Annotated in this window: 21 protein-coding genes and 1 pseudogene; 9 read left to right on the forward strand and 13 right to left on the reverse strand. The window is 69.8% G+C overall.

Annotated elements, in window-relative coordinates; genetic code table 11:
- Window positions 1-513: 513 nt before the first annotated feature.
- The 3 genes and pseudogenes from ACLZOT_RS26350 to ACLZOT_RS26360 all read right to left on the reverse strand — a co-directional run.
- Window positions 514-1,431: pseudogene (locus tag ACLZOT_RS26350) on the reverse strand (ATP-binding cassette domain-containing protein); the annotation flags it as partial.
- 143 nt (window positions 1,432-1,574) lie between these two features.
- The gene (locus ACLZOT_RS26355; protein ID WP_416971551.1) at window positions 1,575-2,216 is read right to left on the reverse strand and encodes a helix-turn-helix transcriptional regulator; all 642 of its coding nucleotides are present in this window, start codon (window positions 2,214-2,216) and stop codon (window positions 1,575-1,577) included.
- Window positions 2,217-2,234: 18 nt separating this feature from the next.
- Window positions 2,235-2,780 (reverse strand): DinB family protein, encoded by a 546-nt coding sequence (locus ACLZOT_RS26360; protein ID WP_416971552.1) that lies wholly within the window; start codon window positions 2,778-2,780, stop codon window positions 2,235-2,237.
- 136 nt (window positions 2,781-2,916) lie between these two features.
- Here ACLZOT_RS26360 and ACLZOT_RS26365 point away from each other — a divergent pair, with 136 nt between their 5' ends.
- The 3 genes from ACLZOT_RS26365 to ACLZOT_RS26375 are packed head-to-tail and all read left to right on the forward strand — an operon-like array spanning window position 2,917 to window position 4,036.
- A complete protein-coding gene (locus ACLZOT_RS26365; RefSeq protein WP_416971553.1) occupies window positions 2,917-3,300 on the forward strand; it encodes a type II toxin-antitoxin system RelE/ParE family toxin in 384 nt (127 codons plus the stop codon).
- On the forward strand, window positions 3,297-3,638 hold the full coding sequence (locus tag ACLZOT_RS26370) for a helix-turn-helix transcriptional regulator (RefSeq protein ID WP_416971554.1): 342 nt from the start codon (window positions 3,297-3,299) through the stop codon (window positions 3,636-3,638). Before ACLZOT_RS26365 ends, ACLZOT_RS26370 begins: the two co-directional genes overlap by 4 nt.
- 11 nt (window positions 3,639-3,649) lie before the next feature.
- Entirely contained in the window at window positions 3,650-4,036 is a 387-nt protein-coding gene (locus ACLZOT_RS26375) for a thiol-disulfide oxidoreductase DCC family protein (protein WP_416971555.1), read from the forward strand.
- Here ACLZOT_RS26375 and ACLZOT_RS26380 read toward each other — a convergent pair.
- The gene (locus ACLZOT_RS26380; RefSeq protein WP_416971556.1) at window positions 4,011-4,208 is read right to left on the reverse strand and encodes a DUF397 domain-containing protein; all 198 of its coding nucleotides are present in this window, start codon (window positions 4,206-4,208) and stop codon (window positions 4,011-4,013) included. The genes ACLZOT_RS26375 and ACLZOT_RS26380 overlap by 26 nt on opposite strands.
- Entirely contained in the window at window positions 4,205-5,005 is an 801-nt protein-coding gene (locus ACLZOT_RS26385; RefSeq protein ID WP_416971557.1) for a helix-turn-helix domain-containing protein, read from the reverse strand. Before ACLZOT_RS26385 ends, ACLZOT_RS26380 begins: the two co-directional genes overlap by 4 nt.
- 108 nt (window positions 5,006-5,113) lie before the next feature.
- On the opposite strand from ACLZOT_RS26385, the gene ACLZOT_RS26390 reads away from it, so the two are divergent.
- On the forward strand, window positions 5,114-5,431 hold the full coding sequence (locus ACLZOT_RS26390; RefSeq protein ID WP_416971558.1) for a hypothetical protein: 318 nt from the start codon (window positions 5,114-5,116) through the stop codon (window positions 5,429-5,431).
- A 4-nt stretch (window positions 5,432-5,435) separates the two neighbouring features.
- Here ACLZOT_RS26390 and ACLZOT_RS26395 read toward each other — a convergent pair whose 3' ends face one another.
- Window positions 5,436-6,899, reverse strand: a complete 1,464-nt coding sequence (locus ACLZOT_RS26395) for an aldehyde dehydrogenase family protein (RefSeq protein WP_416971559.1) — start codon at window positions 6,897-6,899, stop codon at window positions 5,436-5,438.
- Window positions 6,900-7,121: 222 nt separating this feature from the next.
- A complete protein-coding gene (locus ACLZOT_RS26400) occupies window positions 7,122-7,946 on the reverse strand; it encodes a helix-turn-helix domain-containing protein (RefSeq protein ID WP_416971560.1) in 825 nt (274 codons plus the stop codon).
- 346 nt (window positions 7,947-8,292) lie between these two features.
- On the opposite strand from ACLZOT_RS26400, the gene ACLZOT_RS26405 reads away from it, so the two are divergent.
- On the forward strand, window positions 8,293-8,781 hold the full coding sequence (locus tag ACLZOT_RS26405; RefSeq protein WP_416971561.1) for an ATP-binding protein: 489 nt from the start codon (window positions 8,293-8,295) through the stop codon (window positions 8,779-8,781).
- A gap of 96 nt (window positions 8,782-8,877) precedes the next feature.
- Here the strand turns inward: ACLZOT_RS26405 and ACLZOT_RS26410 are convergent, their stop codons facing one another.
- The 5 genes from ACLZOT_RS26410 to rpmG all read right to left on the reverse strand — a co-directional run bounded on the left by ACLZOT_RS26410 (window position 8,878) and on the right by rpmG (window position 11,650).
- Window positions 8,878-9,138 (reverse strand): DUF397 domain-containing protein, encoded by a 261-nt coding sequence (locus ACLZOT_RS26410; RefSeq protein WP_010351418.1) that lies wholly within the window; start codon window positions 9,136-9,138, stop codon window positions 8,878-8,880.
- 572 nt (window positions 9,139-9,710) lie between these two features.
- On the reverse strand, window positions 9,711-9,947 hold the full coding sequence (rpsR, locus tag ACLZOT_RS26415) for a 30S ribosomal protein S18 (protein ID WP_416971562.1): 237 nt from the start codon (window positions 9,945-9,947) through the stop codon (window positions 9,711-9,713).
- Window positions 9,947-11,230, reverse strand: coding sequence for a CobW family GTP-binding protein (locus ACLZOT_RS26420; protein ID WP_416971563.1), 1,284 nt, complete (start codon window positions 11,228-11,230; stop codon window positions 9,947-9,949). The genes rpsR and ACLZOT_RS26420 overlap by 1 nt, the downstream gene beginning before the upstream one ends.
- The gene (locus tag ACLZOT_RS26425) at window positions 11,227-11,481 is read right to left on the reverse strand and encodes a type B 50S ribosomal protein L31 (protein ID WP_416971564.1); all 255 of its coding nucleotides are present in this window, start codon (window positions 11,479-11,481) and stop codon (window positions 11,227-11,229) included. The genes ACLZOT_RS26420 and ACLZOT_RS26425 overlap by 4 nt, the downstream gene beginning before the upstream one ends.
- A 4-nt stretch (window positions 11,482-11,485) precedes the next feature.
- Window positions 11,486-11,650, reverse strand: a complete 165-nt coding sequence (gene rpmG, locus ACLZOT_RS26430) for a 50S ribosomal protein L33 (protein ID WP_416971565.1) — start codon at window positions 11,648-11,650, stop codon at window positions 11,486-11,488.
- Between the two features lie 62 nt (window positions 11,651-11,712).
- Here rpmG and rpmB point away from each other — a divergent pair, with 62 nt between their 5' ends.
- The 4 genes from rpmB to ACLZOT_RS26450 all read left to right on the forward strand — a co-directional run bounded on the left by rpmB (window position 11,713) and on the right by ACLZOT_RS26450 (window position 13,457).
- Window positions 11,713-11,949: a 50S ribosomal protein L28 gene (rpmB, locus tag ACLZOT_RS26435; protein WP_055721790.1), complete on the forward strand. Its 237-nt coding sequence runs from the start codon at window positions 11,713-11,715 to the stop codon at window positions 11,947-11,949.
- Window positions 11,949-12,254: a 30S ribosomal protein S14 gene (rpsN, locus tag ACLZOT_RS26440; protein ID WP_416971566.1), complete on the forward strand. Its 306-nt coding sequence runs from the start codon at window positions 11,949-11,951 to the stop codon at window positions 12,252-12,254. The genes rpmB and rpsN overlap by 1 nt, the downstream gene beginning before the upstream one ends.
- A gap of 158 nt (window positions 12,255-12,412) precedes the next feature.
- Window positions 12,413-12,865, forward strand: coding sequence for a hypothetical protein (locus tag ACLZOT_RS26445; protein WP_416971567.1), 453 nt, complete (start codon window positions 12,413-12,415; stop codon window positions 12,863-12,865).
- A gap of 46 nt (window positions 12,866-12,911) precedes the next feature.
- Window positions 12,912-13,457, forward strand: a complete 546-nt coding sequence (locus ACLZOT_RS26450) for a DUF4232 domain-containing protein (protein ID WP_416971568.1) — start codon at window positions 12,912-12,914, stop codon at window positions 13,455-13,457.
- A gap of 131 nt (window positions 13,458-13,588) precedes the next feature.
- Here ACLZOT_RS26450 and ACLZOT_RS26455 read toward each other — a convergent pair whose 3' ends face one another.
- Window positions 13,589-14,701 (reverse strand): DUF2786 domain-containing protein, encoded by a 1,113-nt coding sequence (locus ACLZOT_RS26455; RefSeq protein ID WP_416971569.1) that lies wholly within the window; start codon window positions 14,699-14,701, stop codon window positions 13,589-13,591.
- Between the last annotated feature and the right edge of the window lie 22 nt (window positions 14,702-14,723).

The raw sequence follows: 14,723 nt of genomic DNA on the forward strand, positions 1-14,723 counted from the left end.
CATCCTGCGTGACCGCCGCCCCTACGAGGCCCGGCCACCTCTTCGTCTCGTGGCTTGACTTCAGCATTAGGCAGCGGCCTCCGGGCGGTCGGGGGTGGTCGTCGGGCGGGGAGCGGGTGTGCCGGGGGCCGTGGGCGCCGGGGGCGAGGTGAGCGCGCCCGGGTCCGAGGCGAGCACGCCGGAATCGCCAGGCACCGAACGCGAGGCGAGCACGCCCGGGTCCGAGGCGGGCACGCCGGGATCGCCGGGCGCCGAGCACGAGGCAAGCGCACCCGACTCCGAGGCAAGCGCACCGGGATCGCCGGGCGCCGAGCACGAGGCAAGCGCACCCGAGTCCGAAGCGAGTGCGCCCGGGTCCGAGGCAAGCGCGCCGGGATCGCCGGGCGCCGAGCACGAAGGGAGCACGCCGGAGTCCGAGGCAAGCGCACCCGAGTCGCGGCCGGCCGTACCCGCGGTCGTTCCCGCAGCGGTCGTACCCCCGGCCCCGCCACCCGGCGTCCCCCTCCCCTCCCCCGTGATGTGCAGGAACACCTCGTCGAGCGTCGGCCTGCGCAGCGCGATGTCCTCCGCCTCGATGCCGGCGTCCGACAGGGCGCGTACGGCGCCGGCGAGTGCGGACATGCGGTCGGTCACGGGGGCGCTCAGCGAGCGGCGGTCCGTGTCGACCGTGACGCCGGTCAGCGGCAACACGGCGACCGCGTCCGCGAGTCGGCCCGCGTCGCGCAGGACGACGTCGATGCGGTCGCCTCCCGTCGCCGCCTTCAGGGAGTCCGCCGTGCCCTGGGCGACGACCCGTCCCGCGTCGACGACCGAGATGCGGTCGGCGAGCTGGTCGGCCTCCTCCAGGTACTGGGTCGTCAACAACACCGTCGTACCGCCGGCGGCGAGCGCGCGCACCGACGCCCACACCTCCGCGCGGCCCCGGGGGTCGAGGCCGGTGGTGGGTTCGTCGAGGTAGAGGATCTCGGGATCGGTGATCAGGGACGCGGCGAGGTCGAGGCGGCGGCGCATGCCTCCGCTGTACGCGGTGACGGGTTTGCGGCCGGTGTCGGTGAGGTCGAAGCGGGCGAGGAGTTCGGCGGCGCGGGCGCGGGCGCGGTGGGCGCCGAGGTGGTGCAGGCGGGCGAACATCTCCAGGTTCTGCCGGCCGTCCAACTCCTCGTCCAGGGCGGCATGCTGACCGAGGAGGCCGATGCGGCGGCGGACCTCGCGGGGGTGGCGTACGACGTCGTGGCCCGCGACCTCGACGCGGCCGGAGTCAGGGCGCAGGAGGGTGGCGAGGACGCGCACGAGGGTGGTCTTGCCGGCGCCGTTGGGGCCGAGGATCGCGTACACCTCGCCGCGGGTGACGGTGAGGTCGAGGCTGTCGAGGGCGGGTTTCGTGCCGTAGGTCTTGCGGGCGGAGTCGACGGTGATCGCCGGGTCGGTCACGGGGCCTCCTTGATAGTCAAAGTTGACTAGATGGCGACGAGTGAAGGTAGCGGCGTTCGGATGATTGGTCAAACTTGATTACTTACGCCGCGCGCGGATGCCTGGTGGGAGACCGGTACCGGTGTCCCCCTGCCGATCCGCCCCTACCGGTCGTCCCCGGGATGCTTCTCCCCCGTCGCGTACGGGTTCGTCTGCCCCTCCGCCAGCACCCCCACGAACGGCTCCCCCTCCCCCGCGAACGCGTACGCGCCCCCCTCGATCCGCGCGATCAGCCCCCGCGTCCACGCGGCCTCGGCGTCCGCCGTATGGATCCAGAAGTGCATGATCTCGCCGATGTGGCCGAGCTTCTCGGGGCCGTCCTCCGGGACGTAGTAGTCCGTCACGGCCGACCGCCAGCGGCCGATCCGCCGGATCCGCTCCTCCAGGAGCGCGACGACCTCGTCCCTCGGCAGGTCCACCATGCCGCCGAGGGCCGCCGACTTGACGTCCGTCTTCTGGTCGTACGCGGTCAGGGCCTCGCGCAGCAGGCGGAGGTATTCCTGGGTGCCGGCGGCCGTGATCTCGTACTCCGTACGCGGGGGGCCGCCGGCCGTCGAGGGGGCGATCTCGTGCTCGTGCAGGAAACCCTGCTTCGCCATCTGTTTCAGGGCGTGGTAGATCGAGCCGGGCTTCGCGTTGGACCACTCGTGCGCGCCCCAGTACTCCAGGTCGCTGCGCACCTGGTAGCCGTGGGCCCGGCCGTGCTGACGGACCGCGTTCAGCACGAGGAGGCGGATCGCTGACATGCGGTCCAGGTTATGGGGTCAGCTTCCGCTCTCCGCCGCGAGTGCCACCAGCTCGAAGGCCGTCTTGCCGTCCAGGGATTCGCGTACGACGTCGGCGTGGCCGGCGTGCCTCGCGGTCTCCCGGATCAGGTGCAGCAGCAGCCACCTCAGCGAGACGCGGCCCTCCGGCGGGAACCAGGGCTGGTCCGGCAGCGCGAAGGTCACGTCCAGGCTGTCGGCGGCCCGCATGAACGCCTCCGTCTCGGCCGCGACCTTCTCCCAGTACGCGAGCTGCCCCTCGACCGTCTCGTCCCCGACCAGCTGGAAACACTCGTGCCAGTTCGAGGGCTCCCGGTGTACGGCGGGCTCCTCGCCCTTCGCCCGCGCGAGCCAGCTCTGCTCGACCTCGGCGACGTGCTTCACGATGCCGCCGAGCGACAGCTCACTGGCGCTGGGCTTCGACGCGGCCTGCTCCTCGGTGAGCCCGAGTACGGCCCGCCGGATGCCGCCCCGCTGCTCATCGAGGAACGCGAGCAGCGCACCGAGCTCGTCGCCGGGGGCTTCGGAGGGGACGTGGGTGACCATGGGGGTGCCTTTCGCCGGGGGCGGTTGTGCTGACAGCTCTGAAGGTAGGGGGGATGTAGGTCAGATGCTGGCCGCCATGCTCCGACCTGAGCTCAGGCACCGTGAGCATGTCGTCAACGACATATAGCGTGGCGATGTGGATGCGCTCTTCGCCATCGAGTTGGAACCGAAAGTGCGGGACTGGCTGGAACCTCTCCCCGCCAAGCACTTCCTCAAGGTCGACGAGTACGTGGGGCTGCTCGCCGAGCACGCCGCCGCACCGGGTGAACCCTACGAACGCCATCTCGGGGGCGGCGTCCGGGAGTTGCGGCCCACCCTCGACGGCGCCGCCATACGGATCACCTACTGGCTCACGCCCGCCCGTACCGCCGTCCTGCTGACCGTCTTCCGCAAGACGCGGATGCGGGAGGAGACCGAGGTCGAGCGCGCCAAGCTCGCGCAGAAGATCTGCGAGGCGGAGCATGGGCCCGCGCACGAGGAGTTCGTCCGCGTCATCGAGAGAGGAGAGGTCGAGCGATGAGCCACAGCCGTTGGAAGACGTTGCGGGAACGCAAGCTCGCCGAAGGGTTCACCGAGGCCGAGGACGTGGCCGAGGCGCGGCACGAGATCCGGATGTCCATGGCACTCGCGAAGGCCGTGTACGACCGGCGTATCGAACTCGGGCTCACGCAGAGCGAGTTGGCCGAACGGTCGGGGCTCAGCCAGGCGAAGGTCTCGCGCATCGAGGGGTCCGACACGGTTCCCACGCTGCCGCTGCTCGCCAAACTCGCGAAGGCTCTGGACGCGACCCTCAACATCGCGCTCGACGATGACGACACGCAGGTGACGTTCACCGCGCATCGGACCGACGCGGCGTGAGGGGCGGGAGCATGCCGGTGCCGGTGCTCGCGTACGACGGGGACTGTGGGTTCTGTCAGGCCGCCGTCGATCGGATACGGAGGGTGGCCTCGCCGGTGGTCGAGGCTGTGCCGTGGCAGTTCCTGGACGCGGAGTTGACCGCGCCGCATCTCGAACGGCTCGACCGGGAGGTGCTGTTGCTGCGCGGGGGTGTGGTTCTCGCGGGTGGGGCCGAGGCGTTGGGGCGGTACGTGGGGTCGTCCGGGGCCGTGGGGTGGCGGGTGGTGGGGGCTGTCGTGCGGCTGCCGGGGGTGCGGGGGTGTGCGCGGGTCGTGTACGGGTGGGTGGCGCGGAACCGGCAGCGGATGCCCGGGGGGACGGGGGCGTGTGCGGTCAGGGGTGGAGGCGGGAGGTCCTGACGGCTTCGATGAAGGGGGTCCAGGCGGGGGCCGGGATGAGGAGGGTGGGGGCGTGGGGGGTTTTGGAGTCGCGGACCGGGACGGAGGAGGGGTGGCCGTCGAGGACTTCCAGGCAGGAACCGGCGTTGTTGTCGCTGTAGGTCGACTTGCGCCAGGTGGTGCGGTCGGTCATCGGTCCTCGTACTCCCTTGCGGTGGCCCTGAGTAGAGCTAGCGACTCCTTCTGCGGCAGGGCATCACTCAGGGCAAGATCGTAGCGATGCTGCCACTGCCGGACCAGGGACGGGGAGTCGTGCAGCTTCCCCGCGAGGCCGCCTTCACTGTAGGCAAGGGGCGGCTGGTCATCGAACCACATCAGCGTGAGCATGCTGCTCACCAGCGGGTGATGGCCTGCGGCGTACGGCAGTACGTGGGCCCGGATGCGCCCGCTCTCCGCCAGATCCGCGACGTGGGTGATCTCCTCCGCCATGATGTCCCCGCTGGTCACAGGGCGTCGCAGCAGCGTCTCGTCGAGCAGCGCCCACAGGACGGGGAGTTGAGGGTGCTCGAAGAGCCGCTGACGCTTGAGGCGTGTGACAAGACGCCTGTCACGCTCCTCGTCGCTGATCGGAGGGAACGCCGTGCCCAGCACCGCCCGCGCATACCTCTCCGTCTGCAACAACCCCGGAAAGTACGCCAACCCGAACTCCCGGATCTGCACCGCCTGTTGCTCCAGCACCAGCACCGCGCTGAAGTAGTCGGCGACCGCCTCCTCCTCTTCCCTCCCCGGCCGGAAAAGGACCAGCGCCCCCTTCATCTCCAGGACCTTGTCCAGGCGCCGCGCGTCCTCGTCCGACGGGACCCTCCGGCCCGCCTCGATATGCGCGATGTGCGTCCGGCTCATGATCGCCATGTCCGCCACCTGCTGCTGTGTCAGGCCCAGTTCCTCGCGGCGCTCCTTGATCCAGTGGCCGTACGTCTTGGTGTCCATCCCCTTCGCCCCCTTTGTGACAGAAAACAGGTCACCGCCTTTTGACTGGCGAGGCTAGCCCCCCAAGCCGCACAGTGTGACCAGTTCGCCACAGAAAGCGAGATCCCCATGTCCACCACCCCCGAAGAGCCCATCCGCCGTCTCCTCCCCTGGACCAACGACCTCAACCACCCCTGCTACCTGGTCACCAGCCCCCGGGGCGGCTACGTCTCCCGCCTCGCCGACCGTATCGAGGCCGCCCAACTCGGCATGGCCGATGACCTGTTGGAGCACGCCAAGGACCTGCTGGACGGCGAGAAGGTCACCGAGGACCAGCTGCGCTTTCTCATCGCGCGGATGGGCGAGTCGATGACCGACCTGCGCCGGATCGCCGTGAGCCGGGGCGAGCGGATCCCGGTGACCTACGAGGCCGACGGCGACAACTGAGCGCTCAGAAGGGGAACTTGCTCCGGCCCCGCTGGACCGAGATCCACTTCAGGGTGGTGAAGGCGTCGAGGGTCGGTTCGCCGTTCAGGCGGCCTATCCCCGAGTGCTTTTCGCCGCCGAACGGGATCAAGGGTTCGTCGTGGATCGTCCCGTCGTTGACGTGGAACATCCCCGTATCGATCCGCTTCGCGAAACCCACACCCCGCTCGACGTCGGCCGTATGGACAGCGCCGCTCAACCCGTACGGAGAGTCGTTGACGATGCGGATCGCCTCCTCCTCCCCGTCGAAGGGGACGAGCAGCGCGACGGGGCCGAAAATCTCCTTGTGCAACAACGCCGAGTGGCTCGGGACGTCCGTCAACACCGATGGTTCGACAAGGTTGTTGGTGGTCTCGCCGCGGACCAGGACCGTGGCGCCCTCCGCGACCGCCTGGTCCACGGCCGCCGTGACCGCGTTCGCCTGGAGGGAGTTGATGACCGGCCCGATGACGGTCTGGGGGTCACTGGGGTCGCCGGTCTTGAGCGTCTTGACCTTCGCGACGAACTTCTCGGTGAACTCCTCGGCGACCGAGCGGTCGACCAGCACCCGGTTCGCGGCCATACAGACCTGGCCCTGGTCGACGTACCGGCTGAAGACCGCCGCGTCGACCGCGTAGTCGATGTCCGCGTCGTCCAGCACGACCAGCGCGCTGTTGCCGCCCAACTCCAGCACTGTCCGCTTGAGTTGAGCCGCGCAGACCGTCGCGATGTGGCGGCCGATCTTGTCGGACCCGGTGAAGGAGATGACCTTGGGGACGGGGTGCTCGATGAACGCGTCGCCGATCTCGGCGATGTCCGTCAGGACCACGTTCAGCAGGCCGGCCGGGAGCCCCGCGTCCTCGAAGAACTTGGCGATGAGCGTGCCGCCGACGACGGGCGTCTCCTGGTGCGGCTTGAGTACGACGGCGTTGCCCAGAGCAAGCGCCGACGCCACCGGCTTGATCGACAGCAGGAAAGGGAAGTTGAAGGGGCTGATGACCCCGACGACGCCAACCGGCTCTCGGTAGAGGCGGTTCTCCTTGCCCTCGATGGGCGAGGGAAGCAGACGGCCCTCAAGGCGGAGCGTCAACTGCGCGGCCTCGCGCAGGAATTCCTTCGCGAGCCCGATCTCGAAGCGGGCCTTGAGGTGGGTGCCGCCGAGTTCGGAGACGATGAAGTCGGTGATGATCTGCTCGCGGTCCTCGACGAGGCGCAGGACGCGCTCGAAGACGTCACGGCGGGCATAGGGGTTGGTCGTGGCCCACTCGCGCTGCGCGCGCTCCGCGGAGCGGTACGCCTGGTCGACCTCGTCGATCGTCGCGATGGTGATGGAGGCGAGTTTGACACCGTCGTACGGATTGACGTCGATGATGTCCCAGGAGCCGGTGCCGACGCGCCACTCGCCGTCGATGAACTGCCGTGCCAGGTCGGTGAAGTCGGAGGACGACATGTGATCCCTCAATCCCTTGCCGCCGAAGCAGTGCCGAAGCGGTGGAGGCAGACCCCCGCGATCCGTCTCCGAACAGCCGTTCAAGCTGATCAAACGTCATCGTACTGACGAATACGGGCCGTTGGAGTGGCAGATGTTCAACAGGCAAGCAACCACGCGGTGTTTATAGGGTTTTCCCTATCGCACGGAGAGTGGTGCCGGACGGTTCAACTGACAGGCGAGTTACGAGAGTTGCAGCAACCCGCGCAGCAGGTCGCGGCTCTCCGCGGGCGACGGGCTGTCGTCCTGGAGTTCGCGCAGAACCTGCTCGTACTGCGCGACGTCCTCACGTTTGTCGAGGTACAGCGCGCTGGTGAGCTGTTCGAGATAGACGACGTCCGAGAGGTCGGACTCCGGGAAGCTGAGGATGCTGAACGCGCCGGACTCCGCCGCGTGCCCGCCGAAGCTGAACGGCATCACCTGGAGGCGGACGTTGGGCCGCTCGGAGACGTCGATGAGGTGCTGGAGCTGGCCGCGCATCACCTCGCGGTCGCCGTAGGGACGGCGCAGCCCCGCCTCGTCCAGGACGATGTGGACGTCGGGCGGGTTCTCGGAGACCAGGTACTTCTGGCGCTCCAGGCGCAGCGCGACCCGGCGGTCGATGTCGGCGACGGACGCGTTCTTCATGCCGCGCGCGACGACCGCGTGCGCGTACGCCTCGGTCTGGAGGAGGCCGGGGACGAACTGCACCTCGTACGACCGGATCAGGGAGGCGGCGCCTTCGAGGCCGACGTAGGTGGGGAACCAGGACGGCAGGACGTCGGAGTAACTGTGCCACCATCCGGCCACGTTGGCCTCCCGGGCGAGGCCGACGAGGGCCGCGCGCTCGGTGTCGTCGGTGATGCCGTACAGCGTCAGCAGGTCCTCGACGTCCCGCGTCTTGAAGCTCACCCGGCCCAGCTCCATCCGACTGATCTTGGACTCGGAGGCGCGGATCGAGTAACCCGCGGCCTCGCGTGTGATGCCGCGCGACTCACGCAGCCGCCTGAGTTGCGAGCCGAGCAGCATGCGTCGCACCACCGATCCGGGCTCTCCCGCGCTCACGTTCGCCAAGCCTCCCCAACCGTCTCCAGGGGCCGAAGTCTGCCACTAAAACACTCCGAGCAGTACTCACCTGATTACAGAGACGGAAAGAAGCCAAAGCTCAAGCAAGAGAGGCAGGAGAGACGTGCGAGAAGTTGGCGGAAAAAATGACCAACAACCCCCACGGGCGACTCATTTCGGTCACGTGCACGTGCATCTGCCCTTGCATCCGTCGGTCGCATCCGAAACCATGGTCTCGCGCCACCGCTGCATCGCATCGCAACGACCGCGAATTCCGGGAGTGCCTCGCATGGGGACGAATGGATCGACCATGCTCAAGCCATTACGGCAGGGCCTTCCGCCGCTGGATCCCGCGGCCGTGTCCAACGCCGCGTCCTGTGCTCTGCCCGCCCGCCTCGAAGCGGTGCGCGAGGCCCGGCAGTTCACCCGGCGCACGCTCGGACAGTGGGACGTCGGCGACCGCTTCGACGACATCTGCCTCGTCGTCTCCGAACTCGTCACCAACGCCCTGCGGCACGGACTGCCGCCCGCCCAGGCGGAGTCGAACGGCTCGGGCGACCACCAGCCGCCCGTGCGGCTGCACTTGATGCGGTGGACCGGCCGGCTCGTGTGCGCGGTACGCGACCCGGGCCGCACCACCCCGGAGGCGCGCGAGACCGACGACTACGCGGCGGAGTCCGGGCGCGGCCTCTTCCTCGTCGACTCCTTCGCCGACAGTTGGGGCTGGCACCCCCTGGCCGGCGCCCTCGGCGGCAAGGTCGTGTGGGCCCTGTTCGGGCTGGGCACACCCGCCGAGTGACGTGCTGAACAGGTACGACGCCGGGCGCGCGAGTTCTACGCGCGTCACCGGCGTTTCGTATACGGAGGCGGCCGTTCCCTGGACGAACGGCCGCTCTCAGCCCGCGATCAGATGGTCGAACTCGCCGTCCTTGACGCCGAGCAGCATCGCCTCTATCTCCGCGCGCGTGTAGACCAGCGCGGGTCCGTCCGGGAAGCGCGAGTTGCGCACCGCGACGTCGCCGCCGGGCAGGCGGGCGAACTCCACGCAGTTTCCCTGCGAGTTGCTGTGTCTGCTCTTCTGCCAGGCCACCCCGTGCAACTGCGTGGCCGTCATGCCGTTGTACACGTCGCGTCCCCCGTCAACGTCGTGGTCCACAGGTCGCTCCCTGATGGTGCACTGGCTCTTGTGGCCATTGGTGCAGTGGTCAACTGTCCGGATCATAACTCCGTTCATGTGCAGTTGCATGAGCAGATGCACGTGCACGCGGCGTGCCGCCGCGGTTACAGGTTTTGACGCACGCTTTGCCGAGCGCGTTCCAGGGCGCTTGGCCCACTGGTCCCCCGTACACAGCCCGTGCCCGAAGCCCGTGCACCTATCAAGACGCACGCCGGGGCCTCGGTGTTCCTGTGTTCAACCGATTGGTCCAGTCCGGTTCTTGGCCGGATCGCGACCGTCGGGCGGACGGGCGGGCTCCGCTTGCGGCACCATACGGCGCCCCGGCCGGGGTAGGGGGTGCGGTTGGGTGCGGACGTGGTGCGGGTGCTGTGTGGACGGACGCGGGCTACGGCCGATGCCGGGGGCGCGGATCGGGCGGCTGGCCGAGGGCGACGGGGCCCTCACCGGCCGCGGGCGTCGGGGCGGACGTACCCGGAAATGACGCGAGGGGCGGGAGGCTCGCCGGGACAACTCCCGTAAGCCTCCCGCCCCTTGGGCGGTTCTCGCGCGAACTATTTCGCCGCGTACGGCAGGAGGGCCATCTCCCGCGCGTTCTTGATCGCGCGGGACAGGGCGCGCTGCTGCTGGGCCGAGACCCGGGTGACCCTGCGGCTGCGGATCTTGCCGCGGTCCGAGATGAACTTCCGCAGCAGGTCGGTGTCCTTGTAGTCGATGTACGTGATCTTCGCCTGGTCCAGGGGGTTGGGACGCGGCTTCTGGGGCTTGCGGTCGAACTTGCGGGGCGGCATCAGATCTCCAGGAGGGTGTCGAAGGCGGGCGGGAGGTGTTTCCAGGCGGTGCGGCCCGCCGCGTACTCGGCATCCGTCAACAGGCAGTGCTCCAGGAGGCGTTCGAGGCCGTCGCGGTCCAGGCCGGGGGAGGTGAACACCAAGTGCTGGCAGCAGTCGCCGTGTTCGGGGTGCCAGTCCAGGGCCGCGGCCGCCCGTCTCACCGGGGGGACCATCTCCCAGGCGGCGTCCGGGAGCGACGCGAGCCAAGGGCCTGCGGCCTCTACGCAGAGGGCTCCGCCTGCCGCGTCCCAGTGGAGGAGGGTGTCCGGCTTGTCCGCCAGCCAGAAGCGGCCCCGGCTGCGCGCTGCCGCGCAGGTCAGGTCTTCGAGGGCTTCGTAGAGGCGTTCCGGGTGGAAGGGGCGGGCGCAGTGCCAGACGAAGGTGGTGACGCCGTGGTTGTCGGCTTCCGAGGGGAGGAGGGCGCAGGCGGGGTGTTGGGCTGCGGCTGCGGCTTCCACGTCGAAGCCGGCGAGTGCGGCTACGGAGAGGGGGGATTGCGGTTGGGTGCCGGGTGCGGCGCCGTCGTGGTTGCTCGCGCAGTTCCCCGCGCCCCTGAAAGACGCAGGTGCATCTGCTTGCGCATTCGCCAGGAACTCGTCCCAGTCCAGCTCCATTTCGTCTGCGCCCGCCAGGTCCCCATCAAGGTGGCCGCCCGACACGGGGACCTGGCGGGCAGTCGGGTGGAGTTGGGTGAGCAACTCGCGGTCCTCGTCGTCCGCTTGGGGGGAGTCGAGGATCGCCAGGACCGGGGCGTACTCCAGTTGGCGGGCGAACGTGTCCGCCACCGTGCGCTGGTCGGTGGGAGCCGCGGCCAGGCCGACGTCCGCGAGGTCGTCGCCGTTGCCCAGGTAGGGGAGGAGGAGCGCGGGGTCTATCGCCGTGATCACCGACGTCACCGTGAGGCCCGCCGCCGCGACCACCTCCGCCATCGCCTTCGGTTCCACGGAGTCCCAGAGTTCGACGATCGCCAGGGCCGTCGTACCGGCGTCGGACAGTCGGCGCAGTTCCGGGACCAGGTCCTCGCGCAGGGCGCAGCAGGCGCAGTCGTTCGAGAGCGGGGCCTCGCCCGCGTCCACGAGGCCGGTCGCGTCGTGGATCGTACGGACGACCGTGCCCGCCGTCGCCGTGGCGAGGTCGTGGTGGAGGACGACGCTGTCCGGTACGTCTCTCAGGAGCTGCGCGACCGTCGCCTTGCGGGCCGCGGTGTGCAGCCCGCCGACGATCGCCACGGACAGGCTCACGCGCCGGCCCGCTTTCCGTAGCGCTTCTCGAAGCGTTCGACGCGGCCGGCGGTGTCCAGGACGCGGGCCGTGCCGGTGTAGAAGGGGTGGCTGACGTTCGAGATCTCGACGTCCACGACCGGGTAGGTGTGGCCGTCCTCCCACTCGATCGTCTTCTCGCTCGTCATCGTCGAGCGGGTCAGGAAGGCGTAGTTGGCGGCACGGTCACGGAAGACGACGGGCCCGTACGCCGGGTGGATTCCCTCTCGCATGGCTCTAGCGCTCCTCTCGGAAGTCGACGTGGTGGCCGACGACCGGGTCGTACTTGCGCAGGGTCATGCGGTCCGGGTCGTTGCGGCGGTTCTTGCGGGTCACGTAGGTGTAGCCGGTCCCCGCCGTGGAGCGGAGCTTGATGACCGGGCGGAGTTCGTTGCGTGCCATGCTGGTATCTTACTGAAAATGAATTCCATTAGCGACAGTCGATCGAGAGAGGTAGGTCACTCATGTCGGCGCATTGCATGCTGACCGGGGCGCAGCCGGGGTTCGGGAACCGCATCTCGCACTCCCACCGGCGGACTTCACGGCGGTTCGACCCCAACATCCAGTCGAAGCGGTACTGGTTGCCCAGCGAAGGGCGGTACGTACGGCTGCGGTTGTCGACGAAGGGGATCAAGACGGTCGACACCATCGGGGTCGAGGCCGCGGTCGCCCGGATCCGGGCTCGGGGGGTGCGGGTCTGATGGCGAAGAAGAGCAAGATCGCGGCGAATCTGCGGCGGCAGGAGGTAGTTGCCCGGTACGCCGAGCGGCGGGCCGAGTTGAAGGAGATCATCCGGCGGCCGTCGTCGTCGGACGATGAACGGGTCGCGGCCCAGCGGGAGTTGGAGCGGCAGCCGCGGGACGCGAGCGCGACGCGGGTACGGAACCGGGATCAGGTGGACGGGCGGCCCCGGGGGTATTTCCGGGCGTTCGGGCTGTCGCGGGTGGGGTTGCGGGAGCAGGCGCACGCGGGGTATCTGCCGGGGGTTCGGAAGAGTTCCTGGTAGGCGGTTCTTCGGGTGCGGGCGCGTCGTGGCTTGTCGCGCAGTTCCCCGCGCCCCTGAAAGACCTCAGCTCACAGTCAGTTCCAAGTCCCCTACCCGACGCGGCTGGTAGCTTGCCGTCGTTCTCGGGCTTCTAGCGCTTGGAGTGTGCCGTGCGTTCGGTGGGGCTGTCTGGGGTTGCCGTCCTTGCGGGGGTCGTCGTGCTGGCCGGGTGCAGCAGTGAGGGGGATTCGTCGCCCTCGCCCAGCCCTACGGCGGCCTCCGCAAGCGCGTCCGCAAGTGCATCCGCGTCCGCGTCGGCCGCTCCCCTCGCCGGGAGCTGGCTCGGTACCGACGGCGGGCAGGCCGTCGTCCTCATGGTCGAGGGCGGCAAGGCGTCGCTGTACGCGACCGGGGGCACCGTGTGCAACGGGACCGCCGGGGAGGAGGCCGGGATGCAGATGATCCACCTGACCTGTCCGACCGGGAAGAAGGACCGGACGACCGGGATGGTCGACTCCGTCGATGCGGAGAAACTGGTCGTGACCTGGACAGGGAGTGTGGGGAAGGAGACATACACCAAGGCGGACGGGAGCGTGCTGCCGTCGGGTGTGCCGACCGGGGCTCTCGGGTAGGGGATGATCCCCCTGAGCAACGTCACTCGTTCCTAGGGATCAGTTCATGCGCGCCGTTCCGCTCCGCCTCAGCGTCGCCGCACTCTCCGCGGCCCTCCTGCTCTCCGCGTGTTCCGGGGGCGGTGACGACGACAAGAACGCCGATGGGGGTACGACGCCCTCCGCGCCCGCCGCCGGGGGCGGCTCGACCTGCGCCGTCGACAAGCTGGACACGCAGGCCGGCCCGGTCAACGCGGCACCCGGCGTCGGGGACAGCGGAAACGTCACCTTCACGATCACCAACACCGGCGACGAGTGCTCCCTCGCCGGCTTCCCCAAGCTCGAACTGAAGGCGGGCGGCACCGCCGTCGCCGTACCGCAGGACCCGGCGGCCGTGGCCCAGACGGTGACCCTCCCCGCGCAGGGCACCGCCTCCTTCACGATCACCTACACGCGCGGGGACGGCGACAAGGCGATCACGGCGACGAAGCTGGGCTTCGGGCTCGCGGAGACGTCGGGCAAGGAGCTCGACTGGTCGTACGGGGCGGTCGTCCTGAAGGACGAGAAGACGCCGGACGCGACGGTCAGCGGGTTCCAGCAGGCGGGGGACTGAGGGGCGGGGCGGATCAGGTGAGCCGGGCCTCGGGAGCCGTGGGGCGCGGGTGAGCCAGGGCTGAGGCTCGGAGTCGAGGCTCGGGGGCGCGCAAGGGCGGGCCGGGCCGAGGGGCTCGCCCGTGTCGGGGCTCACGCCCCCGGCAGCCCCCGGCGGTCCCCCACCCTCGCCCGGTCCGCCGCCTGGGCGCCCTCCACCCAGCCCGCCTCGTCCGTGATGCCGCGCAGGCGGGTGCTGACCGTGTGCGGGAAGAGGTGGTCCGTGGCGGTGGTGACGGCGACGTCGCGGGTCGCGAGGACCGGGAGGAGGTCGTCGGGGATCTGGGTGCGGGTCGCCTCCGTGAGGCGGGTGCCCATGCGGTGGGCGTACGCGGCCAGGAAGGACTGGCGGAACGTTTTCGTGCGTTTGCGGCCGGACGCCCGCTGGGCCGCCTCCGCGCGGGTCATCGCCGTCTGGGCCTGGACCAGCAGCGAGGTGTAGAGCAGCTCCACCGCCTCCAGATCCGCTTCGAAACCGACGACCGTCGAGAAGCAGAAACCTTCGTTCCAGACGGACTTGCAGTGGTTCGCGTCAGCCACCGCGTCCAGGAGGATCGCCTTCGCCTGCTCGTAGGGCGGTTCCACGCCGATACGGCAGGCCCCGGGCGCGTCCGGCGCGGGCGCACCGGCGTCCACCAGCGCCTCGTCCACACTGTGCCGGGCCATCAGCTCCTGCGCCTTCGCGGTGAGCGCCTCCGCCTCCTGCGGGTACGTCGTCGCCTCCGCCTTCGCGAGCAGCGCGCGGATCCTCGTGAGCGTACGGTCCGCGCCCGCGCGCGTGGGCCTGCGCGGCTCGGCGAGGGGCTCCAGCGTGGGCAGGCGCAGCAGGAGCCGGTACAGCTCCAGGATCGCCGTGGCCCGGCTGAAACGGTCCGTCACGGCCGGCGGATCCTCCGGGAGCGCGTCGAGCTGGTCCTTCCAGCGACGCCCCCGCGCCCGGTCGTTCCCCGCCTGCGCGCGGATCAGCGCGGTGAGGTGGCGGACGTGCACGTCGTCCAGGTCGCGGCGGGTGAGCCGGACGAGGTCGGCGGGCTGCCAGCCGCGCGTCCAGGCCGTCGCGACGAGTTCCTCGCCCTTGTCCTTCAGGCCGGGGTCCGTGGTGGGGTCGGCGGCGAGGAGGGAGGCGGCGGTGTCGAGGGTGGCGTCGGTGGTGGCGTACAGGGCCGTCTTGAGGGCTTGGGCGAGGGTGGGGTGGGGCTGGCTCACGGGGTGATGGTGTCACGGGTGG

Origin of the sequence: Streptomyces sp. 4F14 (assembly GCF_048159485.1) — a bacterium.
GTDB lineage: Bacteria > Actinomycetota > Actinomycetes > Streptomycetales > Streptomycetaceae > Streptomyces.